The organism is Streptomyces sp. LARHCF249 (assembly GCF_052871255.1).
On record NZ_JBIXJQ010000002.1, the window covers coordinates 653,925 to 679,298 of the forward strand.

At 71.9% G+C, this 25,374-nt stretch carries 19 protein-coding genes; 8 read left to right on the forward strand and 11 right to left on the reverse strand.

Annotation, left to right across the window (positions count from 1 at the left end; genetic code table 11):
- Positions 1-2: 2 nt before the first annotated feature.
- From ACIPUC_RS07845 to ACIPUC_RS07855, 3 genes are all read right to left on the reverse strand, one after another.
- Entirely contained in the window at positions 3-893 is an 891-nt protein-coding gene (locus ACIPUC_RS07845) for a phosphatase PAP2 family protein (RefSeq protein ID WP_446587410.1), read from the reverse strand.
- A gap of 74 nt (positions 894-967) precedes the next feature.
- A complete protein-coding gene (locus tag ACIPUC_RS07850; protein WP_446587412.1) occupies positions 968-2,008 on the reverse strand; it encodes a LacI family DNA-binding transcriptional regulator in 1,041 nt (346 codons plus the stop codon).
- 26 nt (positions 2,009-2,034) lie between these two features.
- Positions 2,035-3,645 (reverse strand): glycoside hydrolase family 13 protein, encoded by a 1,611-nt coding sequence (locus tag ACIPUC_RS07855; protein ID WP_446587414.1) that lies wholly within the window; start codon positions 3,643-3,645, stop codon positions 2,035-2,037.
- Between the two features lie 222 nt (positions 3,646-3,867).
- Between ACIPUC_RS07855 and ACIPUC_RS07860 the strand changes: the two genes are divergently transcribed.
- Genes ACIPUC_RS07860 through ACIPUC_RS07880 form a run of 5 tightly spaced genes read left to right on the forward strand, consistent with a single transcriptional unit; the run spans position 3,868 to position 9,703 of the window.
- Entirely contained in the window at positions 3,868-5,142 is a 1,275-nt protein-coding gene (locus tag ACIPUC_RS07860) for an extracellular solute-binding protein (protein ID WP_446587416.1), read from the forward strand.
- 9 nt (positions 5,143-5,151) lie between these two features.
- The gene (locus ACIPUC_RS07865) at positions 5,152-6,180 is read left to right on the forward strand and encodes a carbohydrate ABC transporter permease (RefSeq protein ID WP_446587418.1); all 1,029 of its coding nucleotides are present in this window, start codon (positions 5,152-5,154) and stop codon (positions 6,178-6,180) included.
- Positions 6,181-6,182: 2 nt separating this feature from the next.
- Positions 6,183-7,055, forward strand: coding sequence for a sugar ABC transporter permease (locus ACIPUC_RS07870; RefSeq protein ID WP_446587420.1), 873 nt, complete (start codon positions 6,183-6,185; stop codon positions 7,053-7,055).
- A 51-nt stretch (positions 7,056-7,106) separates the two neighbouring features.
- Positions 7,107-8,696, forward strand: coding sequence for a glycoside hydrolase family 13 protein (locus ACIPUC_RS07875; RefSeq protein ID WP_446587422.1), 1,590 nt, complete (start codon positions 7,107-7,109; stop codon positions 8,694-8,696).
- Complete coding sequence (locus ACIPUC_RS07880; RefSeq protein ID WP_446587424.1) at positions 8,681-9,703, forward strand: LacI family DNA-binding transcriptional regulator; 1,023 nt, start codon at positions 8,681-8,683, stop codon at positions 9,701-9,703. The genes ACIPUC_RS07875 and ACIPUC_RS07880 overlap by 16 nt, the downstream gene beginning before the upstream one ends.
- Positions 9,704-10,205: 502 nt before the next feature.
- Here the strand turns inward: ACIPUC_RS07880 and cutA are convergent.
- Positions 10,206-10,532, reverse strand: coding sequence for a divalent-cation tolerance protein CutA (gene cutA, locus ACIPUC_RS07885; protein ID WP_446587425.1), 327 nt, complete (start codon positions 10,530-10,532; stop codon positions 10,206-10,208).
- Positions 10,533-10,682: 150 nt separating this feature from the next.
- Here cutA and ACIPUC_RS07890 point away from each other — a divergent pair, with 150 nt between their 5' ends.
- Positions 10,683-12,371: a carbohydrate-binding module family 20 domain-containing protein gene (locus ACIPUC_RS07890; protein WP_446587427.1), complete on the forward strand. Its 1,689-nt coding sequence runs from the start codon at positions 10,683-10,685 to the stop codon at positions 12,369-12,371.
- Positions 12,372-12,468: 97 nt separating this feature from the next.
- Positions 12,469-17,814 (forward strand): pullulanase-type alpha-1,6-glucosidase, encoded by a 5,346-nt coding sequence (gene pulA, locus ACIPUC_RS07895; protein WP_446587429.1) that lies wholly within the window; start codon positions 12,469-12,471, stop codon positions 17,812-17,814.
- Here pulA and ACIPUC_RS07900 read toward each other — a convergent pair.
- The 7 genes from ACIPUC_RS07900 to ACIPUC_RS07930 form a co-directional block, all read right to left on the reverse strand.
- A complete protein-coding gene (locus ACIPUC_RS07900) occupies positions 17,801-18,337 on the reverse strand; it encodes an N-acetyltransferase family protein (RefSeq protein WP_446587431.1) in 537 nt (178 codons plus the stop codon). The genes pulA and ACIPUC_RS07900 overlap by 14 nt on opposite strands.
- Before the next feature lie 20 nt (positions 18,338-18,357).
- Positions 18,358-19,074: a TetR/AcrR family transcriptional regulator gene (locus ACIPUC_RS07905; RefSeq protein WP_446587433.1), complete on the reverse strand. Its 717-nt coding sequence runs from the start codon at positions 19,072-19,074 to the stop codon at positions 18,358-18,360.
- A 23-nt stretch (positions 19,075-19,097) separates the two neighbouring features.
- A complete protein-coding gene (locus tag ACIPUC_RS07910; protein ID WP_446587435.1) occupies positions 19,098-20,141 on the reverse strand; it encodes a PDR/VanB family oxidoreductase in 1,044 nt (347 codons plus the stop codon).
- Positions 20,138-21,058 carry a metal-dependent hydrolase gene (locus ACIPUC_RS07915; protein WP_446587437.1) on the reverse strand — a complete coding sequence of 307 codons (921 nt, stop codon included), beginning with the start codon at positions 21,056-21,058 and terminating at the stop codon, positions 20,138-20,140. The genes ACIPUC_RS07910 and ACIPUC_RS07915 overlap by 4 nt, the downstream gene beginning before the upstream one ends.
- A gap of 114 nt (positions 21,059-21,172) precedes the next feature.
- On the reverse strand, positions 21,173-23,095 hold the full coding sequence (locus ACIPUC_RS07920; protein WP_446587674.1) for a hypothetical protein: 1,923 nt from the start codon (positions 23,093-23,095) through the stop codon (positions 21,173-21,175).
- A gap of 68 nt (positions 23,096-23,163) precedes the next feature.
- On the reverse strand, positions 23,164-23,961 hold the full coding sequence (locus tag ACIPUC_RS07925) for a tyrosine-protein phosphatase (RefSeq protein WP_446587439.1): 798 nt from the start codon (positions 23,959-23,961) through the stop codon (positions 23,164-23,166).
- A 28-nt stretch (positions 23,962-23,989) separates the two neighbouring features.
- Positions 23,990-24,568: a rhomboid-like protein gene (locus tag ACIPUC_RS07930; RefSeq protein WP_446587676.1), complete on the reverse strand. Its 579-nt coding sequence runs from the start codon at positions 24,566-24,568 to the stop codon at positions 23,990-23,992.
- 212 nt (positions 24,569-24,780) lie between these two features.
- Here ACIPUC_RS07930 and ACIPUC_RS07935 point away from each other — a divergent pair, with 212 nt between their 5' ends.
- On the forward strand, positions 24,781-25,356 hold the full coding sequence (locus ACIPUC_RS07935) for a hypothetical protein (RefSeq protein WP_446587441.1): 576 nt from the start codon (positions 24,781-24,783) through the stop codon (positions 25,354-25,356).
- Positions 25,357-25,374 lie beyond the last annotated feature (18 nt).

A 25,374-nucleotide genomic window follows, 5' to 3' on the forward strand; every position in this document is an offset into this window, starting at 1 on the left:
CGTCAGGTGCGGGTGCGGATGCGGTTCAGGAGGTCCGCCGCCGGGTGCGGACCCGCGTGCTGCGGGTGGCGCGGCAGCCGGTGCGGGAGCGAGCCGAACCAGGCCCGTGAGGCGGTGTAGCCGAAGGCCAGGCAGAGCAGGCCGCCCACGGCGTCGAGCCAGAAGTGGTTGGCGGTGGCCACGATCACGACCAGGGTCGCCGCGGGGTAGAGCAGGCCCAGGATCCGGGCCCAGGGGGCCGTGGCGACCGCGAAGATCGTCAGCCCGCACCAGAGCGACCACCCTATGTGCATGGACGGCATCGCAGCGTACTGGTTCGACATGTTCTTGAGGTTTCCGGAGGCCATGGAGCCCCAGGTGTGGTGGACCAGCACGGTGTCCACGAAGTCCTGCCCGTTCATCAGCCGGGGCGGCGCGAGCGGGTACAGGTAGTAGCCGACCAGGGCGACGCCCGTGGTGGCGAAGAGAACCAGACGGGTGGCCGCGTAACGGCCCGGATGGAAACGGTAGATCCACACGAGCACGCCGATGGTCACGATGAAGTGGAGCGTGGCGTAGTAGTAGTTCATGCCCACGATCAGCCACGTCACGGAGTTCACCGTGTGGTTGACCGTCTGCTCCACGGCGATGCCCAGGGCCCGCTCGGCGTTCCAGATCCAGTCGGCGTTCGCGAGGGCGGCCGCCTTCTGCTCGGGCACCGCGTTGCGGATCAGCGAGTAGGTCCAGTAGCTGACCGCGATGAGCAGGATCTCGAACCAGATCCGCGGCCGGCGCGGGCTGCGCAGCCGGGTCAGGAGGGTGCGCTCGGACTCCGCCCGGACCTCGCTCTCGGTCACGAGGGGTGACGAGACGTCCGTCCGGGTTTCCAGTGTCTTCACGCTCGCTTCACCCATGGGGAGAGAGTCTGCCAGATACGATCTCGCCTTCGATCATCCCCCGGGACGGTCTTCGGCGCCTGCGCTCCGACCTACGGACGACTCCGGCCCCGAGTCTGCCCGGGGCCGGAGGCCGTGGAGCCCCGCACCACCAGCTCGGGCAGGAAGACGAACTCGCTGTGCGGGGCCGGCGTACCGCCGATCTCCTCCAGCAGGGTCCGGACGGCCGCCTGCCCCATGGCCTGCACCGGCTGCCGGATGGTGGTGAGCGGCGGATCGGTGAACGCTATGAGCGGGGAGTCGTCGAAGCCGACCACCGACACGTCCTGGGGCACCCGCAACCCCTGCTGCCGGGCGGCCCGGATCGCGCCGAGCGCCATCATGTCGCTCGCGCACACCACCGCCGTGCAGCCGCGCGCGATCAGCGCGGCCGCGGCCGCCTGGCCGCCCTCCAGCGTGTACAGGGAGTGCTGGATCAGCTCCTCGGTCTCGGCCTCGTCGAGCCCGAGCCGCTCCTTCATCCCGAGCCGGAAGCCCTCGATCTTGCGGACCACCGGCACGAAGCGCTTCGGTCCGACGGCGAGCCCGATCCGGGTGTGCCCCAGCGCCGTCAGGTGCGTGACCGCGAGCTGCATCGCCGCGCGGTCGTCGGGGGAGACGAAGGGCGCCTGCACCTTGTCGGAGAAGCCGTTGATGAGGACGTACGGGACGCCCTGGCCGCGCAGTTGGTCGTAGCGGCCCATGTCGGCGGTCGTGTCGGCGTGCAGGCCGGAGACGAAGATGATGCCGGAGACCCCGCGGTCGACGAGCATCTCGGTCAGCTCGTCCTCGGTGGAGCCGCCGGGCGTCTGCGTGGCCAGCACGGGCGTGTAGCCCTGCCGGGTCAGCGCCTGACCGATGACCTGGGCGAGCGCCGGGAAGATGGGGTTGTCCAGCTCGGGGGTTATCAGCCCGACGAGGCCCGCGCTGCGCTGGCGCAGCCGGACGGGCCGTTCGTAGCCGAGCACGTCGAGAGCGGCCAGTACGGATTCACGGGTGCCGGCGGCCACACCGGGCTTGCCGTTGAGCACGCGGCTGACTGTGGCTTCGCTGACCCCCGCCTGGGCTGCGATGTCGGCTAGCCGTGCGGTCACGGGATTGGACTGTACCGGTCGCACGTTCAGATTGCCCACCACGTGCACGAGTCCGCCGGCAGCAGCACGGTGCGGCCGTCCGTTTCCACGGGCGCGCTGGACAGGACGGGGCGTCCGGGCGCGGGGAGTTCGACGGCGGCGGGCCGGCTGTTGAGGGTGCAGGCGAAGCCGGGCCGGGTGAAGAGGAGCACGCCCTCGGGCGCGGGCAGCCAGGTCAGCGGGCCCGCGTCCGGGGAGCCGAGGCCGGGCAGGGCCCGGCGCAGTTCCAGGGCGGCCCGGTAGAGCTCAAGGGTGGAGTGCGGATCGCCGGTCTGGGCGGCGACGCTGAGGCCGCCCCAGCCGGCGGGCTGCGGAAGCCAGGCGCCCGCGGGCCCGAAGCCGTACGGGGGCTCCGCGCCGGACCAGGGCAGCGGCACCCGGCAGCCGTCGCGCAGCCCCTCCTGTCCCGCGGTGCGCAGGAAGGCCGGGTCCTGGCGGACCCCGTCGGGGAGGTCGGTCACCTCCGGCAGGCCCAGCTCCTCGCCCTGGTAGACGTACGCGGACCCGGGCAGGGCCAGCATCAGCAGCGCGGCGGCCCGCGCCCGCTCGAGGCTGCCGTAGCGGGTGCGGTGGCGTACGACGTCGTGGTTGGACAGCACCCAGGTGGTGGGCGCCCCCACCGACCCGGTGGCGGCCAGGGACTCGTCGATGACGGTCCGCATGGCGACGGTGTCCCAGGGGCAGTTCAGGAAGCGGAAGTTGAAGGCCTGGTGCAGTTCGTCGGGGCGGACGTAGAGGGCGAGGCGCTCGGAGGTGGGCGCCCAGGCCTCGGCGACGCCGATGCGCGGGCCCTCGTAGGAGTCGAGGAGCCGGCGCCAGGCGCGGTGGATCGCGTGGACCCCGTCCTGGTCGAAGAAGGGGAGCGGCTGCGTGCCGATGAGGGTGGCCTGGGCGCCCCGGCCGATGTCGGGCAGGCCGGCGGCCTTGACCATGCCGTGGGCCACGTCCACGCGGAAGCCGTCGACGCCCAGGTCCAGCCAGAAGCGCAGCACGGAGGCGAACTCGGCGGCGACCTCCGGATGCTCCCAGTCCAGGTCGGGCTGCTCGGGGGCGAAGAGGTGCAGGTACCAGGAGCCGTCCTCGACCCGGGTCCAGGCGGGACCGCCGAAGACGGACTCCCAGTCGTTGGGGGGCTGGGCGCCGCCGGGCCCCCGGCCGGGGCGGAAGTGGTAGCGCGCCCGGGCCCGCGGATCCCCGGCGCGGGCGGCCCGGAACCAGGCGTGCTGATCGGAGGTGTGGTTCGGCACCACGTCCACGATGATCCGCAGGCCCAGCGCGTGCGCGGCCCGCACGAGGTCGTCGGCGTCGGAGAGGTCCCCGAAGAGCGGGTCGACGGCCCGGTAGTCGGCCACGTCGTAGCCGCCGTCGGCCTGCGGGGAGACGTAGAAGGGGGTGAGCCACACGGCGTCGACCCCCAGCCGGGCGAGGTGCGGGAGCCGCTCGCGCACTCCGCGCAGGTCCCCGACGCCGTCGCCGTCGCTGTCGGCGAAGGACCGGACGTACACCTGGTAGATGACGGCATCACGCCACCAGCCGCTGCTCGCGGTGGCGTTGCTGGAAGCGCTTGCAAGCTGGACGGCCGTCGACTCATGCGTCATATCGGGGTCAACGCGGGTACACGCCCCCTGGTTGCGGGCCCGGACAGTCGAAGGTGCTTCGAACTAACAGCAAGCTGCGGCAACCGTACGGACACACGGATGTAACGATCAGCCCTTCTTGCAGAAAATTGCCGCAAGCCCTTTCGGTCTTCTTTCAGCCTTGTTACGTTCCTGGCAACTCGGGACCGCGAGGGCGCGTCCGGGATCATCGAAGGAGTTCATATGCGGCGTGGCATAGCGGCCACCGCGCTGGTCGCGGCCCTGGCGCTCGCGGCGACGGCTTGCGGTGGTGACACCAAGGACGACAGCGGCGAGACGAAGGCCGGTGGCGAGCTGTCCGGCACCGTCACCTGGTGGGACACGTCCAACGACGCCGAAAAGGCCAGCTTCCAGAAGATCGCCGAGGCGTTCACCGCGAAGCACCCGAAGGTGACCGTCAAGTACGTCAACGTTCCCTACGGCGACGCGCAGAACAAGGTCAAGAACGCCTTCAGCAGCGGTTCCGACGCCCCCGACGTGATCCGCGCCGACGTCGGCTGGGTCGCCGACTTCGCCTCGCTGGGCTACCTCGACGAGGTCCCGGCCGAGACGGCGAAGAAGGTCGACGCCGAGTTCCTCCCGCAGGCCGCGGCCAGCGGCAAGTACGAGGGCAAGACCTACGCGGTGCCGCAGGTCATCGACACCCTCGGCCTCTTCTACAACAAGAAGATGCTCGCCGACGCCGGGGTCCAGCCCCCCAAGACGCTCGAGGAGCTGAAGACCGCCGCCGCCGCGATCAAGGCGAAGACCGGCAAGGCCGGCCTCTACCTGCGCGGCGACGACTCCTACTGGTTCCTCCCGCTGATCTACGGCGAGGGCGGCGACCTGGTCGACGCGAAGAACAAGACGGTCACCGTCGACAACGCGGCGGGCGTCAAGGCGTTCAAGACCGCCCGCGACCTGGTCACCTCGGGCGCTGCGATCACCAACGCCACCGACGGCTGGACCAACATGCAGACGGCCTTCAAGTCCGGCGAGGCCGCCATGATGATCAACGGTCCGTGGGCCGTCGCCGACACCTACGCCGGCGACCAGTTCAAGGACAAGGCCAACCTCGGCGTCGCCGCCGTCCCGGCCGGCTCGGTCAAGGCCGGCGCCCCGCAGGGCGGCCACGACCTCGGCGTCTACGCCGGTTCCAAGAACCGCGACGCGGCCCACGCCTTCGTCGAGTACATGACCTCGCAGGAGGTCCAGGTGCAATCGGCCAAGGACCTGAGCCTGCTCCCCACCCGCACCGCCGCCTACGAGCAGCCGGACGTGAAGAGCAGCGAGATGGTGCAGTTCTTCAAGCCGGCCGTGGACAAGGCCGTCGAGCGCGCCTGGATCCCGGAGAACGGCTCCCTCTTCGAGCCGCTGAAGATCGAATACACCAAGGCGATCACCGGAGCCTCGAGCCCCGAGGACGCGGCCAAGGCGGCCGGCGTCGAGTTCCGCAAGATCCTCAAGGGTTGGAAGTAGTAGATAAAGATGGCTGCTCACACCAGCCAGTCGGTGGCGAAGGCCGCGGGTGACGGCGTCGGAGACGACGCCGGCGCCCGCGGCCGGAGCCGCAGGACTGACAGCAGGAACCCCGGTGGACTGAGGCGCGCCCTCGCCACCCACTGGTACGCCTGGGCGATGATCGCCCCGGTCGTGCTCGTCCTCGGCGTGATCATCGGCTGGCCGCTGGTCCGGGGCATCTACCTGTCGCTGACCGACGCCAACGAGCGCAACGTCTCGCGCACCATCGGCGCCCGGCACATCGAGGCCACGTACGAGTTCGTCGGACTCGACAACTACGCGGCCGTGCTCAGCGACCCGGTGTTCCTGCAGCGGCTGGTGTGGACCGTGATGTGGACCGTCGCGTGCGTGTCCGTCACCTTCACGCTCGGCCTGGTCCTGGCCAACATGCTCAACCGGGACTTCCGGGGCCGCGCCGCCTACCGGATGGCGCTCATCCTGCCCTGGGCCGTCCCCGGCTTCGTCTCCGTCTTCGCCTGGCGGTTCCTCTTCAACCGCGACAGCGGCATCCTCAACAAGATCCTCGACGGCGGCGGCATCGCCGCCGTCCCGTGGCTCGACGACCCGACCTGGGCCAAGTTCTCGGTCATCACCGTCAACGTCTGGCTCGGCGTCCCCTTCATGATGGTCGCCCTGCTCGGCGGACTGCAGTCGATCCCCGGCGAGCTGTACGAGGCCGCCGAGATGGACGGCGCGAGCGCCTGGCAGCGGTTCCGGCACATCACGCTGCCCGGGCTGCGCGCGGTGAGCATGACCGTGATCCTGCTCTCCACCATCTGGACCTTCAACATGTTCCCGGTGATCTTCCTGCTCACCCGCGGCGGACCGGGAGACTCCACCGAGATCCTGGTGACCCAGGCCTTCCGCGAGGCGTTCGTGGAAAGCCCGCGCGACTTCGCCGGCTCCGCCACCTGGGGCGTACTGATCCTCGCCGTGCTCATGATCTTCGCGCTGGTCTACCGGCGCTCGCTGCGCAAGCAGGGAGAGGTGTGGTGACCGTGACCACTTCGCGTACCGATGCGCGCGCCAAGACCGGCCCCCGTACCCGGGGCAGCCGCTCCCCGCTCGCCTCCGTCGGCCTGCACGCCACCCTCGTCGGGGCGTCCGTCATCGCCGTCTTCCCGGTGCTGTGGATCCTGCTGACCTCGCTCAAGCCCGCGCAGCACGCGATCACGACGGACTTCGTCAAGGAACCCACCCTCGGCAACTACCAGTACCTGCTGGAGTCGAGCCACTTCCTCAGCTGGTTCGCGAACTCCGTCCTGGTCGCCGGCGTCACCACCGTCCTCGGTGTGTTCATCGCCGCCACCACCGGATACGCGGTCAGCCGCTTCAAGTTCCCCGGCATGAAGCCGCTCATGTGGACCCTGCTCATCACGCAGATGTTCCCCATGGCCATCCTCATCGTGCCGCTCTACAACCTGATGGGCGACCTCGGCCTGCTCAACCAGCCGGTCGGCCTGATCATCACCTACCTCACCATCGCCGTGCCGTTCTGCGCCTGGATGATGAAGGGCTTCTTCGACACCATCCCGGTGGAGATCGACGAATCCGGCCGCGTCGACGGGCTCAACCCCTTCGGCACGTTCTGGCGGCTGATCCTGCCGCTCGCCAAGCCCGGCCTCGCCGTCACCGGCTTCTACGCCTTCATCACCGCCTGGGGAGAAGTCGCGTACGCCTCCGCCTTCATGGTCGGCGAGGAGAACCTCACCCTGGCCGGCGGGCTGCAGACCTTCGTCACCCAGTACACCTCCAACTGGGGTGCGATGAGCGCCGCTTCGGTCCTCATCGCCATCCCCGCGGCGATCTTCTTCGTTTTCGCCCAGCGTCACCTCGTCGCCGGGATGACGGCAGGCGCCACCAAGGGCTGACCACCCGTGCCTGCCCCCTCTCACCCCCGGCCCGATCTCTCCAAGGACGACATGACCCAGCACCTCGCCGACGCACTTCCCACCTCCACCGGCACCCTGCCCGGCTGGTGGAGAGAAGCGGTGATCTACCAGGTCTATCCGCGCAGCTTCGCCGACTCCAACGGGGACGGCATGGGGGACCTCGAAGGCATCCGCAGCCGTCTGCCCTACCTCCGGGAACTGGGCGTCGACGCCGTCTGGCTGAGCCCCTTCTACGCCTCCCCGCAGGCCGACGCGGGCTACGACGTCGCCGACTACCGGGCCATCGACCCGATGTTCGGCACCCTGCACGACGCCGACGCCGTGATCCGCGAGGCCCATGAGCTGGGCCTGCGCATCATCGTCGACCTGGTTCCCAATCACTGCTCCGACCAGCACGAATGGTTCAAGCAGGCCCTGCGGGAAGGCCCCGGAACACCGCTGCGCGAGCGCTTCCACTTCCGGGCGGGACGGGGCGCCGACGGCTCGGAGCCCCCGAACGACTGGGAGTCCATCTTCGGCGGCCCCGCCTGGACCCGCGTCGCCGACGGCGAGTGGTACCTGCACCTCTTCGCCCCCGAACAGCCCGACTTCAACTGGGAACACCCCGCCGTCCAGGACGAGTTCCGCTCGATCCTGCGCTTCTGGCTCGACCTCGGCGCCGACGGCTTCCGCATCGACGTCGCCCACGGCCTGGTCAAGGCCCCCGGCCTGCCGGACCTCGGCCGCGACGAGCAGCTCAAGCTGCTCGGCAACCAGGTGCTGCCCTTCTTCGACCAGGACGGGGTCCACGAGATCTACCGCTCCTGGCGCCGGGTCCTCGACGAGTACGCGGGCGACCGCATCGGCGTCGCCGAGGCCTGGACGCCGAGCGCCGACCGCACCGCGCTGTACCTGCGCCCCGACGAGCTCCACCAGGCCTTCAACTTCCACTACCTGAGCACCGGCTGGGACGCGGACGCGCTGCGCGCCGCCATCGACGACTCGCTCGACTCGATGCGGCCGGTGGGCGCGCCGACCACGTGGGTGCTGTCCAACCACGACGTCGTACGGCACCGCACGCGCTTCGGCAGCCTCGAGCGGGCGCGGGCAGCCGCGCTGCTGATGCTGGCCCTGCCCGGGTCGGCGTACGTCTACCAGGGCGAGGAGCTGGGCCTGCCGGAGGTGACCGACCTCCCCGACGAGGTGCGCCAGGACCCCTCGTTCTTCAAGGCGAACGGCCAGGACGGGCTGCGCGACGGCTGCCGGGTGCCGATCCCGTGGTCCGGCGACCAGGCCCCGTACGGCTTCGGCAGCGGGGGCAGCTGGCTGCCGCAGCCGGCCGAGTGGGCGGGACTCAGCGTGGAGGCGCAGACCGGGGACCCGGCATCCACCCTGGAGCTGTACCGGACGGCGCTGCGGATCCGCCGGGAGCACCCGGACCTGGGAGCGGGCGACGCCGTGGAGTGGCTGGCCGCCCCCGAGGGGGTGCTGGCCTTCCGGCGCGGCGGCTTCGTCTGCACGGTCAACACGACGCCCGCGGACGTACGCCTTCCCGCGCCGGGAACGGTGCTCCTGGCGAGCGGTCCGCTCGCCGAGCCGGACGTACTGCCCGCCGACACCGCGGTGTGGTGGAAGGGGTGACTTCCCCGCTGCGGCTGACGGACATCGCCGCGCAGGCCCAGGTCAGCGAGGCGACCGTCAGCCGTGTGCTCAACGGCAAGTCGGGCGTCGCGGCCGGCACCCGGCACAAGGTGCTGGCCGCGCTCGACCTGCTGGGCTACGAGCGGCCGGTACGGCTGAAGCGGCGCAGCAACGGCCTGGTGGGGCTGCTGATCCCGGAGCTGACCAACCCCATCTTCCCGGCGTTCGCGCAGGTCATCGAGCAGGCGCTGGCCGGGCACGGGTACACGCCCGTGCTGTGTACGCAGACGCCGGGCGGGGCCACCGAGGACGAGTTGGTGGAGCAGCTGGAGGAGCGCGGGGTCACGGGGATCGTGTTCCTGTCGGGCCTGCACGCCGACTCGGCTGCGGATCCGGCGCGTTATCAGCGGCTGGCCGCGCGGGGCACCCCGTTCGTCCTGATCAACGGCTTCAACGAGCAGGTGAACGCGCCGTTCATCTCCCCGGACGACCGGGCGGCGGCGGACATGGCGGTGCGGCACCTGGAGGACCTGGGGCACCGCAGGATCGGCCTGGCGATCGGGCCGACGCGGTACGTGCCGTCGGCCCGCAAGGAGCAGGGCTTCGTGGCCGCCTGTCCTTCCGCGGAGTCGGAGGGCCTGATCCAGCGGACCCTGTTCACGGTGGAGGGCGGCCACGCCGCGGGCGGCGCGCTGCTGGACCGGGGCTGCACGGGGGTGGTGTGCGGAAGCGACCCGATGGCGCTCGGCGTCATACGGGCGGCCCGCGAACGGGGACTGCGGGTGCCGGAGGACGTGTCGGTGGTCGGCTTCGACGACTCGCCGCTGATCGCCTTCACGGACCCGCCGCTGACGACGGTCCGCCAGCCGGTCCGCGCGATGGCGACGGCGGCGGTGGGCGCGCTGCTGGAGGCGGTGGCCGGCACCCCGGTCCAGCGCACGGAGTACGTCTTCCAGCCGGAGTTGGTGGTGAGGGGCTCGACGGGGCAGGTGAGGGCGGGGGGCTGACTCCGGCCGCTGCCGATCAGGGAGGGTTTGGGGGTTTCCCGCCAGTCCCACTGTCTCTCCGGGGCGGGCCGCCCTGTCAAGGGCGCTCCTCCTTCGTCGTCGCGTCGCTTCGCGATGGCCTTCGGCCACCCTTGACAGACCGACCCGCCCCGGAAAGACAAGGACCGGCGGGAAGCCCCCAAAAGAACGGTCCACTGGTTCATGAGCAGGGGCATTGCCCATCAGGGACCGGATCTTTGGTCACCGTAGCCATGCCCCGCCCGGGCCCGTAGCGAGGCCATCCGGGGTCGGGGGGCGCACTAAATCGCTACGCGCTCCTCACGTCTCGGCGTCCGCCGCCCGTCTGGGGCTCGACCCGCACCGAACAGCGGGGAGAAGCCCCTCCGAAGCCAGGTGGGCGCGTCAGATCGCTACGCGCTTCCTGCAGCTTGGCGTCCGGCGGCCGTCTGTGGCTGGGCATCGGTGGGCTCGCCATGTGTCCTCCGGCCGTCTTCACGGAGACTTACTCGGGGGTGGTTTCCTCGGTGACCCACCACACGTAGGCGTCTGAGCCGGCGTCCACCTGGATGACGATCCACTCCGGTACGTCGTAGCCGTGCTCCTGGGCGACCCATGCGCCGAGGGCAGGCAGGCGTTCTCGGGTCGTCTTGTAGGAGATGCGCCATTCGGTGGCCGTCTCGACCGTGCCCTTCCAGCGGTAGACGGCAGTGAACGGCGCGTCGATGTGGGCGCAGGCGGCCAGGCGGGCCTCCACCGCGCCTCGCGCCAGTTCGGTCGCCCGGTGTTCGCTGTCGATGGTGGTCTGCGCGATCACGATGTCGGTTGCCATGGCGCGACCCTACCCAGCCGGTTGGTCGAGGGGCCCCGGGAGGACACGTCGAAGAAACAATTCTGCAATCTCTTGCGCAAGGTCTTGCAGGGGCGGGTTTCGGCCCATACGGTCGCGTGCAATCCCCACCTCTCCGCCAGGAGGCCCCACATGCCCCCCACTCGCAGATCCCTGCTGGTCGCCGCCGCCGTCGCGGCTGCGACGCTGACCGCACCAGCGCCGCAGGCCCAGGCCGCGCCGCCCGGCGACAAGGACGTCACCGCCGTGATGTTCGAGTGGAAGTTCGATGCCGTGGCCAAGGCCTGCGGCGACAGCCTCGGTCCCGCCGGGTACGGGTACGTGCAGGTCTCGCCTCCGCAGGAGCACATCCAGGGGGCTCAGTGGTGGACGTCCTATCAGCCCGTCAGCTACAAGATCGCCGGGCGGTTGGGGGACCGGACCGCCTTCAAGGCCATGGTCGATTCCTGCCATGCCGCCGGGGTGAAGGTCGTCGCCGACTCCGTCATCAACCACATGGCCGCCGGGGACGGGACGGGGACCGGGGGGAGTTCGTACACGAAGTACGGCTATCCGGGGATCTACTCCGGCTCCGACATGGACGACTGCCGGGCGACCATCTCCAACTACCAGGACAAGGCCGACGTCCAGAACTGCGAACTCGTGCAGTTGGCCGATCTGGACACCGGCGAGGACTACGTGCGGGGGCGGATCGCCGGGTATCTGAACGACCTGCTGTCACTGGGAGTCGACGGCTTCCGGATCGACGCCGCCAAGCACATGCCCGCCGCCGACCTCGCCAACATCAAGTCCCGGCTGAGCAATCCCGGCGTCTACTGGAAGCAGGAGGCGATCCACGGGGCCGGTGAGGCCGTGTCGCCGAGCGAGTACCTCGGCAGCGGGGACGTCCAGGAGTTCCGGTACGCGCGGGATCTCAAGCGCGTCTTCCAGAACGAGAACCTGGCCTACCTGAAGAACTTCGGGGAGGCCTGGGGGTACATGGCCGGCGGGCAGTCCGCCGTCTTCGTCGACAACCACGACACCGAGCGGGGTGGCGACACCCTCAGCTACAAGGACGGCTCGAAATACACGCTCGCGAGCGTGTTCATGCTGGCCTGGCCCTACGGGTCCCCGGACGTGCACTCCGGCTACGAGTGGACCGACAAGGATGCCGGGCCGCCCAACGGCGGCGCGGTGAGCGCCTGTTACGCGGACGGCTGGAAGTGCCAGCACGCCTGGCGGGAGATCTCCTCCATGGTCGGCTTCCGCAACGCGGCCCGCGGGCAGGCCGTCACCGACTGGTGGGACAACGGCGGCGACCAGATCGCCTTCGGGCGCGGCTCGAAGGCGTACGTGGCGATCAACCACGAGGCGAGCGCCCTCACCCGTACCTTCCAGACCTCCCTGCCGGGCGGCGACTACTGCGACGTGCAGAGCGGGCGGGTGGTGAACGTGAGTTCCGGTGGCCAGTTCAGCGCCACCCTCCCCGCCGGGACCGCCGTCGCGCTGCACGCGGGCGCCCGCACCTGCTCCGGCACGCCGGCTGCCTCCGCCGGCGCCTCCTTCGCCGTCAACGCCACCACCGTCCCCGGCCAGGACGTCTACGTCGTCGGCGACCGCGCCGAGCTCGGCGCCTGGAACACCGGCAGCGCCCTCAAGCTCGACCCCGCCGCCTACCCCGTCTGGAAGCGCGACGTCACGCTCCCGGCCGGGACCTCCTTCGCGTACAAGTACGTCCGCAAGGACGCCTCCGGCAGCGTCACCTGGGAGAGCGGCGCCAACCGCACGGCAACCGTCCCCGCGAGCGGGAAGGTCGCGCTGGCCGACACCTGGCGCAGCTGACCCCCCCCGCCCCACAGACCAGGGCCGCCCGGCACTCCGATTCCCGCCACCGCCGGGCGGCCCTCATCCATGCGACCCGTACACAAGGAGATCCGCCTTGATACGCCCTGCCGCAGGAGTCCTCGCCGCCGCCCTGGCCGTGACGCTCCTGCCCGCCATCCCCGCCGCGGCCGCGACGGCCGGGCCGCCGGCCCCGCCCTCGGACGCGAAACTCGCCGCCCAGCCGGCCCGGCACGACCTGACCCGGGAGCAGTTCTACTTCGTACTCCCGGACCGGTTCGCGAACGGCGACCCGCGCAACGACCGCGGCGGCCTCACCGGCTCCCGCCTGGAGACCGGCCTCGACCCGACGGACAAGGGCTTCTACCAGGGCGGCGACCTCAAGGGGCTCACCGACCGGCTCGACTACATCAAGGGCCTGGGGACCACGGCCATCTGGCTGGCGCCGATCTTCAAGAACCAGCCGGTGCAGGGCAAGGGCGACGACGTCTCGGCGGGCTACCACGGGTACTGGATCACCGACTTCACCCAGGTCGACCCGCACTTCGGCACCAACGCCGATCTGGAGCGGCTGATCGACAAGGCGCACGGGAAGGGGATGAAGGTCTTCTTCGACGTCATCACCAACCACACCGCCGACGTCGTCGACTACCGGGAGGGGTCTTACGGCTATCTCTCCAAGGGGGCGTTTCCCTATCTGACCAAGGACGGCGTGCCGTTCGACGACGAGGATTACGCGAGCGGGAAGGGGAAGTTCCCGAAGACGGGGAGCGGCTCGTTCCCGCGGACTCCCTTCGTGGCCGACGCCAAGAAGAACCTCAAGGTGCCGGCCTGGCTCAACGACCCGCAGATGTACCACAACCGGGGCGACTCCACCTTCGCCGGCGAGTCCTCCGAGCAGGGGGACTTCTTCGGCCTCGACGACCTGTGGACCGAGCGTCCCGAGGTCGTCAGCGGGATGGAGAAGATCTACGAGAAGTGGGTCGAGGAATTCGATATCGACGGGTTCCGGATCGACACCGTCAAGCACGTGAATCTGGGGTTCTGGAGTCAGTGGGCCACCGCGCTCGATGCGTACGCGGCGAAGCGCGGCCGGGACGATTTCTTCATGTTCGGTGAGGTCTACTCCGCCGACACGGCCGTCACCTCCCCGTACGTGACGCGAGGACGCCTCGACGCCACCCTCGACTTCCCGCTCCAGGACGCCATCCGCTCGTACGCCGCCCAGGGCGGCGGAGCCGGGCGGCTGGCCGCCGTCCTCGGGGACGACTACCGGTACACCACCGACAAGGCCAACGCCTACGAGCAGGTGACCTTCCTCGGCAACCACGACATGGGACGGTTCGGCTCCTTCCTGAAGCAGGACCGGCCGGGCGCCGGGGAGCAGGAGCTGCTGGACCGCTACCGGCTGGCCAACGAGCTGATGTTCCTCTCCCGGGGCAACCCGGTGATCTACTCCGGTGACGAGCAGGGGTTCACGGGCGCGGGCGGTGACAAGGACGCCCGGCAGACGCTGTTCGCCTCTCAGGTCGCCGACTACCTGGACGACGACCAGCTCGGAACGGTGCGCACACACGCGAGCGACGCTTACGATCCGGAGCACCCGCTCTACCGGCAGATCAGTGCTCTCTCCAAGCTCGCCAAGGACCACCCCGCCCTGCGCGACGGCGTCCAGAGCGAGCGCCTCGCCGACGGCTCCGTCTACGCCTTCGCCCGGACCGACACGCGCAGCCGCACCGAGTACCTGGTCGCCGCCAACAACGCGGCCGAGTCCGTGTCCGTGGAGATCGACGCCCCGGCCGGCGCCCAGTACCGCACCCTGTACGGCGGCACCGCACTGATCCGCGCCTCGGCGGCCGGCAAGCTCACCGTCGTCGTCCCCGCCTTCGGCTCCGTGGTGCTCCAGGCCGCCGCCCCCCTCGCCGCCCCGGCCGCCAAGCCCGCACTCACCCTCAAGGCCCCGGCGCCCGGCGCCACCGGCACCGTCGAGCTCACCGCCGACGTGACCGGCGGCGGCCTCAACCGGGTCGTGTTCGCCGCACAGACCGGCAACGGCAAGTGGCAGGTCCTCGGCTCCGCCGACCACGCCCCGTACAAGGTCACCCAGCACGTCGAAGCCGCCCCCGGAACCCCCCTGCGCTACAAGGCCGTCGCCGTCGACGCCGCCGGCCGCACCGCGAGCGCGCGCGCCGAGTCCGTTGCCGGACAGGTCCCGCCGAAGGAGATCCCGACCGCCACCCAGCGCGACTACGCCGTCGTCCACTACAACCGCCCCGACGGCGACTACACCGACTGGCGCCTCTACGCCTGGGGCGACATCGCCGAGGGCGAGGCGACGCCGTGGCCCGCCGGACACGGCTTCACCGGCCGCGACGCGTACGGCGCCTTCGCGTACGTCAAGCTCAAGCCCGGTGCCTCCTCCGTCGGCTACCTCGTCATCGACAAGGACGGCAACAAGGACGTCGCTGCCGACCGCACCATCGACGTGACCCGGACCGGCGAGATCTGGCTGGAGCAGGGCAAGGAACCCGCCCGCACCGACCGCCCCGCCTACCCGCCGCAGGACACGGCCAAGGCCGTCCTGCACCACCAGCGCCCCGACGGCGCCTACGAGGGCTGGGGACTGCACGTCTGGACCGGCGCCGCCACCCCCACCGACTGGTCCAAGCCGCTGCTCCCCGCCCGCTTCGACGCCTACGGCGCGGTGTACGAGGTCCCGCTCGCGGCCGGGGCGACCAGCCTCAGCTACATCCTCCACAAGGGCGACGAGAAGGACCTCCCCTCCGACCAGTCCCTCGACCTGAAGGCCACCGGCCACGAGGTCTGGATGCTGGGCGGCAAGGAGAAGTACCTCCTTCCGCAGCCCGTGGGCTCCGGAGCCGCCCTGGACCTCACCAAGGCCCAGGCCGTCTGGATCGACCGCGACACCCTCGCCTGGAACGCCCCCGCGGCCGCCGCCTCCGCCCAGCTCCTCGCCTCCCGCGACGGCGCCGTCAAGGCCGAGAACGGCCGCCTGCACGAGGGCGGGGCCCGCTGGCTGCGCCTGAACCGCACCGAGCTCACCGCCGCCCAGAAGCAGAAGTTCCCGCACCTGGCGGCGTACTCCGCCTTCACCGTCGACCCCCGCGACCGGGACCGCGTACGCGAAGCCCTGCGCGGCCAGCTCGTCGCCAGCGCCCGTGCCGCGAACGGCGCCGTCCTCGCCGCCACCGGCGTACAGCTCGCCGGGGCCCTGGACGACCTGTACGCCACGACCGCGTCCCTCGGCCCCGTCTTCAAGGACGGCCGCCCCACCCTCTCCGTCTGGGCCCCGACCGCCCAGGACGTCTCCCTCGAACTCGACGGCCGCACCGTCGCCATGCGCCGCGACGACGCGACCGGCGTCTGGTCGGTGCGCGGCGAGCGCTCCTGGACCGGGAAGCCCTACCGCTACGCCGTTACCGTCTGGGCGCCGAGCACCGGCCAGGTGGTCCGCAACCTCGTCACCGACCCCTACTCCACGGCCCTGACCGCCGACTCCACGCACAGCCTGGCCGTGGACCTCGCCGACCCCAAGCTCGCCCCGCCCGGCTGGAAGGAGCTGCGCAAGCCCGCGCCCGTCCCCTTCACCTCTGCCCAGATCCAGGAGCTCCACATCCGCGACTTCTCCGTCGCGGACCCCACCTCGAAGCACCCCGGCCAGTACCTGGCCTTCACCGACACCGGCTCGGCCGGCATGACCCACCTGCGCGACCTGGCCGCCGCCGGAACCTCGTACGTCCACCTCCTGCCGGCCTTCGACATCGGCACCATCCCGGAGAAGGCGGCGGACCGCACCGAGCCCGCCTGCGACCTGAAGGTCTACGCCCCGGACTCCCAGGAGCAGCAGGCCTGCGTGGCCGCGGCGGCCGCCAAGGACGCCTACAACTGGGGCTACGACCCGCTGCACTACACCGTCCCCGAGGGCAGCTACGCGAGCGACCCGAACGGCACGGCCCGCACGGTCGAGTTCCGCAGGATGGTCCAGTCCCTGGGCGGGGCCGGGCTGCGCACCGTGATGGACGTGGTCTACAACCACACCGTCGCCTCCGGGCAGTCGGACAAGTCCGTCCTGGACCGCATCGTCCCCGGCTACTACCAGCGCCTGCTCGCCGACGGCAGCGTCGCCACCTCCACCTGCTGCGCCAACACCGCTCCCGAGAACGCCATGATGGGCCGCCTGGTCGTGGACTCGGTCGTCACCTGGGCGAAGGAGTACAAGGTCGACGGCTTCCGCTTCGACCTGATGGGCCACCACCCGAAGGACAACATCCTCGCCGTCCGCAAGGCCCTCGACGAGCTCACCGTCGCCAAGGACGGGGTCGACGGCAAGAAGATCGTCCTCTACGGGGAGGGCTGGAACTTCGGCGAGATCGCGAACGACGCCCGCTTCGTCCAGGCCACCCAGCAGAACATGGCCGGAACCGGCATCGCCACCTTCTCCGACCGGGCGCGCGACGCGGTCCGCGGCGGCGGCCCCTTCGACGAGGACCCGCGCGTCCAGGGCTTCGCCTCCGGCCTGTTCACCGAGCCCAACGGATCACCCGCCAACGGCACCCCGGCCGAGCAGAAGGCCCGCCTCCTGCACGCCCAGGACCTGATCAAGGTCGGCCTGTCCGGCAACCTCGCCGCCTACACCTTCACCGACACCACCGGCCGCCGGGTGAAGGGCTCCGAAGTGGACTACAACGGCGCCCCGGCCGGCTACGCGGCCGCCCCCGGCGACGCCCTCGCCTACGCGGACGCCCACGACAACGAGACCCTCGCCGACGCCCTGACCTACAAGCTCCCGCCGGCCACCGGCGCCGCGGACAAGGCCCGGATGCAGGTCCTGGCCATGGCCACGGCCGCCCTCTCGCAGGGTCCGGCCCTCTCCCAGGCGGGCACCGACCTGCTCCGCTCCAAGTCCCTGGACCGCAACTCCTACGACAGCGGCGACTGGTTCAACGCCCTGCACTGGGACTGCCGGGACGGCAACGGCTTCGGCCGCGGCCTGCCCCCGGCCGCCGACAACGCCTCGAAGTGGCTCTACGCGAAGCCCCTGCTGACCGCCCCGGCCCCCGGCTGCGCCGAGATCACCGGAGCCTCCGCGGCCTACCGCGACCTGCTGAAGATCCGCACGACGGAAGCGGCCTTCGCCCTCACCACCCCGCAGGCGGTCCAGGACCGGCTGTCGTTCCCGCTCTCCGGCACGCAGGAGACTCCGGGGGTGATCACCATGGTCCTCGGCGACCTGGTGGTGGTCTTCAACGCCACCCCCACCGCCCGGCCCCAGCGCGTCCCGGCCCTCGCGGGCACCGCCTACGGCCTGCACCCGGTGCAGGCCGCCGGCTCCGACGCCACCGTCAAGCGGTCTACGTACGACACGACGACAGGAGAGTTCACCGTCCCCGGCCGCACGGTGTCGGTCTTCACGCGACGCTGAGCCGGTCCAGCCGCTTCTCCAGCAGGATCACCCCGTAGATCCTGCCGTCCTTCCCCTCCTTGTGGGGGAACTCCCCGACCACCCGGTAGCCCGCGCCCCGGTAGTACGCGAGCAGCCGGGGGTTGGTGGAGACGCAGTCCAGCCGCGCCCGCTCCCGCCCGGTCCTGGCGATCCGCCGCTCGGCATGTTCGAGCATGCGGCGCCCGGCGCCGGCGGGCGCGGCCTCGCGGGCGACCATCAGCCGGTGCACGTAGCCCGCGACCGGCGGCTGGACCCCCCAGGCCTCCTCGTCGGACCACCACAGTTCGTACGCCCCGCAGACGTGGCCGTCGGCGTCGGCGGCGATCCACACCTCGCCCTCGCGCATCTTCGAACGGAAGTGCGCGGCGTCCTTGTCCCCGGGCTTCCACTGCTCGATCCCGTGCTTCTGCATCCAGCGGGCAGCCTGGTCGTACAGCCGCACCAGCAGGCCGGCGTCCTTCTCCTCGGCCTGCCGGAACAAGATCCCGTCGTCAATGATCACGCGGGCATTATCGAGCAAGATCACCTCGGGTCGGGCACCCCGGTCGGAACCAGCCCCGCGAGGCGCCCCGCCAGCTCCCCGAAGGGCCCGTCGGCGGGTTCGCCGGTCAGGATCCGTACGAGGATCCCCGCCATCTCGGCGTCGTACGCCGCGCTCACCGCGGCCAGCGCCGCGAAGTCGTGCACCAGCTGCAACTCCAGCTCGGCCCGCGGGATCTTCCGCCCGTCCAGCCAGATCAGCGCCGTCGACTCGGCCAGCGACACCCAGGAACGCACCACCAGTTCCAGCCGCGCCGGCGGGTCCGCGAGGCCGATGCCCAGGTGCGAGAGGATCTGCTCGTACGCCGCCTGCCGGACCTCGTCGATCATGGCGTTGGTCTGGCTGCTCCCCACCGCCGGGCCGCCGCGCATCAACGCCGAGAAACCCGGCCCGTGTTCGTCGACGAAGGCGAAGAACCGCCCCATCACGCGCAGCAGCCGGGCCCCGAGCGGCCCCTCCTGCGGCTCCACGAACCGCAGCGCCAGCTCGTCGGCCGCCCGCCGCAGCGCGGCCTCGTACAGGCTGAGCTTGCCCGGAAAGTAGTGGTAGACGAGCGGCCGCGATATCCCCGCGGCCGCCGCGATCTCGTCGATCGACACATCGTCGGGGGAGCGGTGGCTGAACAGCTCCAGGGCAACCCCGATCAGCTGCTGCCGCCGCTCCTCGACACCCATCCTGCGCCGCACCCCGGTTGTCATGCGGACACCCTACTTCGGACCGGTCACAGGTCCAGGGCGAGGTGACCGTCCTTCGCGCGCGATACGCACAGCAGCATCGAGTCCTCGCGCTCGCCGTCCGTGAGCAGGTCGTCGCGGTGGTCCACCTCGCCCGCCAGCACCCGGTGTTGGCAGGTTCCGCAGAACCCTTGCTCGCAGGAGTACGGGGTGTCCGGCAGCTCCCGGCGCACCGCGGCGAGCGCGGTCTCGGCCGCGCCCACCTCCACCGTGCGCCCCGAGCGCCGCAGTTCGAGCGTGAAGGGCCGGGCCGGCCCGGGAGCCGAGGGCGCGAAGCGCTCCAGACGGACCGCCGCCGGGTCCGCGGCCGCCGCCGTGACGGCCTGCATCAGCGGCTCCGGACCGCAGCAGTAGACCAGCGTGCCGGGCCCGGCCGACGAGAGGAAGGACAGGTCGGGCAGGCCCGCCTCGTCCTCCGGGACGACGGTCACCCGGTCGCCGTGGACCGCCAGATCGGCCAGGAAGGGCATCGAGGCGCGCGAGAGGCCCCCGTAGAGGAGGGTCCAGTCGGCGCCCGCGGCCGCGGCCGCCCGCAGCATCGGCAGGATCGGGGTGATGCCGATGCCGCCCGCGACGAACGCGTACGAGGGGGCCGGGACCAGCTCGAACCGGTTGCGCGGCGGGCGCAGTTCCAGCTCGGCGCCCTCGACCAGCAGGGCGTGCGCCTCGCGGGAGCCGCCGCGGCCGTCCTCGATCAGCCGGATGGCGATCGTGTACGTACCGGCGTCCGCCGGGTCGCCGCACAGGGAGTACTGGCGGACCAGGCCCGAGGGCAGGACGACGTCCACGTGCGCGCCGGCGGTCCAGGCCGGGAGCTCGGGGGATTCCAGGGTCAGCCGGAGCACCCCCTGTGCCGGTTCGGTACGGGAGGCGATCAGCGCGCGCAGCGGGCGGCGCGGCGAGTACCCCGAGACCGGGGTCTCCAGGGCCGGCAGCGGCCAGAGCGGGGAGGCCGCGATGCGCCGGCTCAGGGCGCGCTTGGCCATCCAGGCCGCGCCGGCCGCGGCGGTGACCGCGAGGGCGCGCCTCATGCCTTCACCCCGCCGGTCGCGCCGCCGGTCGCGCCGCCGTTCGCGCCGGGGGAGGCGGCGAGGTAGGCCACCGCCTGCGCCGTCGAGCCTTCCTGCGAAGGGTGGTAGGTGCGGGCGAGGTACGTCGGTATGGACTTCAGCATGGCGCCCGTGGACGGCAGGACGCCCTGCTGCCCCGCCCGGAAGAACTGGCCGAAGGAGGCCTTGCCGTCCACCAGGTGCGGGTCGTTCTCCATGAAGAAGCGGACGCCCCGCTGCCACAGGAAGACCAGCGCCGAGAAGGCGGTCGCCCAGGTCCGCGCGCGGCGCCGGTAGCCGCCGTCCACGTGCATGAAGAGGTCGAAGGCCACCGAGCGGTGCTCGACCTCCTCCGCCCCGTGCCAGCGCAGCAGGTCGAGCATCATCGGGTCGCCGCCGCGCCGGTCCAGCTCGTCCGCGTTCAGCACCCAGTCGCCCAGGAACGCCGTGTAGTGCTCGATGGCGGCGATCATCGCGACCCGCTCCATCAGCCACCAGTGGCGTGCCCTGCCCGGCGGCAGGGTCTTGTCGCCCAGCAGCTTCTCGAAGAGCCAGTCGACCTGCGCCGTGTACGGGGTCGGGTCCAGCCCCAGCCGCTTCAGGTGGGGCAGTACCTCGTCGTGCGCGGCGGCGTGCATGGCCTCCTGGCCGATGAAGCCGACGACGTCCGTGCGCAGTTGCTCGTCCTTGATGTACGGGAGCACCTGCTTGTAGACGTGCACGAACCACCGCTCACCCGCGGGGAGCAGCAGGTGCAGCACATTGATCATGTGCCCGGTGAAGGGGTCGTTCGGCAGCCAGTGGAGCGGGGTGTCCTCCCAGCCGAAGGACACGTTCCGGGGCCTCAGATCCACGTGTTCCGACGCCACGGGGGCGGGCGCGAGCGGCGTATTAGACATGGCGTCAATGTACTGAGGGGTAGCGGAGAGGAGAACCCCTCTGCGCGGACTTCTCCCGTGCCGTGACCCGGCCAGCCTTCCCGGCCACGGCCACCACCCTCCCGGCCACGGCGACTAGCGCAGCGACCCGGCCTTCGTGCCGTCCGTCAGCTTGCCCGACAGATCGACCTGCGCACCGGCCGGTGCCTTGACCGCCAGCCGGTTGCCGTTCGCCGAACCGCTCACCCCGCCGCCCGACACCGACAGCGAGGCGAACTGCGCACTGCCCGCCGCCAGCACGTACCACTGGCCCGCACGCGACTTCCACAGCACGCCCGCCAGCACCCGCGGCTCCCGCGGCCCGCACGCCGGCGAACCCTCCGACCGGGCGGCCTGCGCGGCGAGCGGCGCTCCCGGCGCCAGGAACTGCGCCTGCACCCGGTCCGCCGAGCCCTGCCAGGTCTCGGCCCGCGTGCACAGCCAGGTCGCCGCCCCGTCGCCCTCCGGCAGCGGCTGCTTGGCGTACGTCCAGGCGTTGACCGTACGGACCCCGTGCGAGCGCACCGACGGCAGCAGGCAGGCGATCCGCGACCAGTCGCCCAGCTCCGCGCCCTCCGTCACATCGCGTTCGGCACCCGGCGCGCCCGAAGTGAGCCGGGCCGGGGTCAGCTCGCCCAGGTCGGTGATCAGCCGGGTGGCGCCGTCGCCGGTCAGGGCAAGCGCGTTCCAGCTGGTGCAACTGCCCGCCGGAGCGGGACTCGGCACCGGCGGGGTCACCCCGTCCGCAGTCGGCTTCAGCGCCACCGCGGCCTCGCCGGGCTTGAGCAGGTCCCGCCGGGCCGCACCGGTCACCCAAGGGGCGGTCAGGTAGCGGACGTTGCCGTCCACCCTGCTGAGCACGAGGGCGGTCGCGGTGTCCGCCGAGGCGCCGTCGGTCCGGGCGAAGTCCAGGGCCGCGCCGGCGGCCCCGGTGAGCGGCTCGGCGTACCGGACCACGCGCAGCCCGTCGTACAGCAGGACCACGACGGCCTGGTCGACCGCGCCCGCGAACAGCAGCTGCGCCGGACCCATCGGCGGCCCGGCCGGAGTTCCCGGCGTGGCCGAGACGACCACGGAGGAGCCGGGGCGGGCCCACACGGCCAGCGCCCGGCGCAGCAGCTCGGCGTCGTCGGCGCGGTCGCCGCGGGCGGGCCAGGCGGAGAAGTCCGTACGGGAGGACGTGCGCCAGAGGGCGGGCGCGGCCCGCAGCAGCTTGCCGGGATCCAGCGCCTGCTCGGCCGCGGCGTTGCGCGCGTACAAGGGGGCGGCGGCCCCGTCCGAGCCCCAGCCCCCGCCCGGCAGCGCGAGCAGCGCCCCGCACACGGCGAGGGCGGCCCCGGCGGCCAGCGCGGCACGCGCGAGCCGGCGCCGCCGCAGCAGGTCGGTGGGCCGGGCCTGGAGCACGCACGGGTCGAACTCCGGGGAGGCGAACAGGGCGTCGTTCGCCGGATCGCCGGACTCCGCCACCGCGGCGGCCGGGTCCGCGACCCCGGCCTGGTCCAGCACCCGGAGCACCTCCGGCTCGGGCAGCCGCTCCAGCGCCCGCAGCACGCACGCGGCCCGGCCGGGTCCGTCGAGGGTGGCCAGCCACTGGTCGAGGGCCAGCTCCTCGGCACCGCCGGAACGGGGGAACAGCCGCAGCCCCCACACCTGCGGCAGCGCCGGCGGGAGCTGCGCACGGCGGGGCAGCGCCCGGAAGGTCAGCGGAACCCCGGCCTCCAGGGCGGCGCGCAGCACGCGCAGCCGCACGTACGCGTACCCGGCCTCACCCTCGCCGCCGCGCTGGCCCGGGACCCCGCCGCGCACGGCGGCCGCTCCGTCCCGGCGCCCGCGCGGCAGCGACCGCTGGACCAGCGAGTGGGCGGTGAGCACCCGGCGGTTGCGGCCGAGGGCGGGCGGCAGCACCAGATAGGCGAGCCGCACCAGCCGCGGGTAGTGCTCGACGATGGCGGCCTCGGCCTGCTCGACATCGGGAGACGGGACGAGGGTGGCGGTATCCGGCGCAGTCACGTTCAGCAGAACGAGCGAATCGTCGGATGGTCACCGGTGCCCCGTGCACGTGCCCCTCTCCGGTGCGCGCTCCAGCGCTAGACCAGGCGGGCGCGCAGCGCCTCGACCGTCTCGTCGGAGACGCCGAGCCCCTCGCGCACGTACTTCTCCATCGAGCCGTAGCGCGTCTCGACCTCGGTCAGCGCGGCCTCCAGGTAGGAGGGGAAGACGCCGATCAGCGCGAGCGCGATGTCCGGGTCGCCGCCGGCCGCCGTGAAGCCCTCGATCATCGGGGCGAAGGCCTGCTTGACCGCCGGGTTCACCGACAGGTACTCGGCCATCAGCGTCTCGTCGTCCGCGCCGAGCAGCGACAGGATGACCGTGGCGCCCCATCCGGTGCGGTCCTTGCCTGCCGTGCAGTGGAAGAGCAGCGGGCCGGCCGCGGGGTCGGCGGCCTCGGTGAGCAGCAGCCTGTACGCGGCCTGGGCGGAGGCGGAGTGCACGAAGGAGCGGTACACGTCGCCGAACAGGGCCCGCGCCTTTCCGCCGCCCAGGTACTCCTCGGCGACGACCGGGTCGGACAGCAGGTCCTTGAGCTGGGCGGCGGCGGGCATCCGGCCCGAGCCCGCGTACACCTTGTCCGCGAGCACGTCGGCGACCAGGAGCCGGGCTCCGGCCGGCACCCGGTCGGGGTGGTCGACGCGCTCGGCGTCGGTGCGGAAGTCGATGACGGTCCGCAGCCCCAGTGCGGCCACCGCCGGGTCGGCGTCGAGGTCCAGCCGGTCGAGCTGGCCGGAGCGCAGCACCAGGCCGGGACGGACGGTGCGGCCGCCGGAGAGCGGGGTGCCGCCGAGGTCGCGGAGGTTGGCGACGGTGGCGGCGGGGGTGGCGGTCATCGTGGTGGCTCCAGGTGGTTCGTGCAGTTCATGCAATTTTCAGATGTTTCGCCCCGGAAAGACAATCGAGGGCCAGCGAGACCCCGACGCCGATCCCGAGCGCCGCCAGGTGTCCGGCGTCCGTGAAGGTCCGCCCCCGTTTGACGACCGGCGCCGCGGCGAGCGCCAGCAGCCCGACCCGGGCGGTCGTGCGGACCACCCCGCGCGGCAGGGCCGAGGTCAGCGCGCCGAGTACGGCGTTGAACCCGTAGCTCGTCCCCACGTCCAGGGCGCGTCGCGTGCACGGATCGGTTGTCCTGCGCAGGGCGCCGTATACGAGGAGGGTCGCCGAGGCGTGCCCGAACAGGAACACCGCGGCCGTCCACCAGGCGCCGTAGGCGTACTCGGCGTATCCGAGGACGGCGACGAGCAGCAGCGCGTAGGGCAGGGGCATGGGCTCCTCGACGACGAGAGCGCTGGTCAGCAGCGTTTCCCAGCGCCCGGCGGCGAGATTGTCGACATTCGTCGAGCACTCCCGGAGCAGTCGCTCCCGCTCCTCCAGGCCCATCCGCTCCAGCGCGTACGCCCCGAGCTGGACCCCGCCCGCGTAAACGGCTCCCAGTGGCATTGGCTTCACCCGCTCATGATCGGATACGGCCCTCTGGCGGACACCACCGGGCCCCGTGCGAGCATGTTCCGGCGATGTCCCAGCACCCCGCGCCGATGCGCGCCACGCGAGCCGCGATGTTCGCGGCGGTGTGTACCTCTTTGGGTGCGGTGGGGCATTCGTACATGTCCGGCAGTGACCTTCCCCTTACAGGGCTTCTGGGAGCTTTCGCGGTGACCGGCGGACTGGCCTGGGCAGCCGCCGGCCGACGGCGGGGACCGGCGGGGATCGCCGCCTCGGTGCTCGCCGTCCAGGGGGTGCTGCACCTCCTCTTCTCCGGGAGCCGGGCGGCGAAGCCCGAGCCCGGGGCGGTGCACCACCACATGCCCGGCATGGACATGGGCCCGACGGCCGCCGGAACCTCCGGCGGCATGGCGGACATGGCTGACATGGCGAACGCGGCCGGTACGGCCGACATGGCCGGGCACGGCGGGGCCGGGATGATCGCCGCGCACGTGCTGGCAGGACTGTGCTGCGCCGGCTGGCTGGCGTGGGGCGAGGCCGCCGTCTTCCGGCTGGCCCGGACCCTGGGCGCCGCCGCACTGCACGCGGCCCGGCCGCTGTCCCGCGCGCTCGCCCTGGCCGGGGCGAGCGTGGCCGCCGTACCGGTCCCGCCCGCACCCCGCCGCTCGTGCGAGCGGCCGCGCTGCCTGCGCGGAGCCGTGCACGCCCATGCCGTGGTGCGGCGCGGCCCGCCCGCGGACCGAGCCTTCCGCACCACGGCCCCCGGCCGGCCCGCCCACGCCTGAGCGAGGGGGCGAGACCCG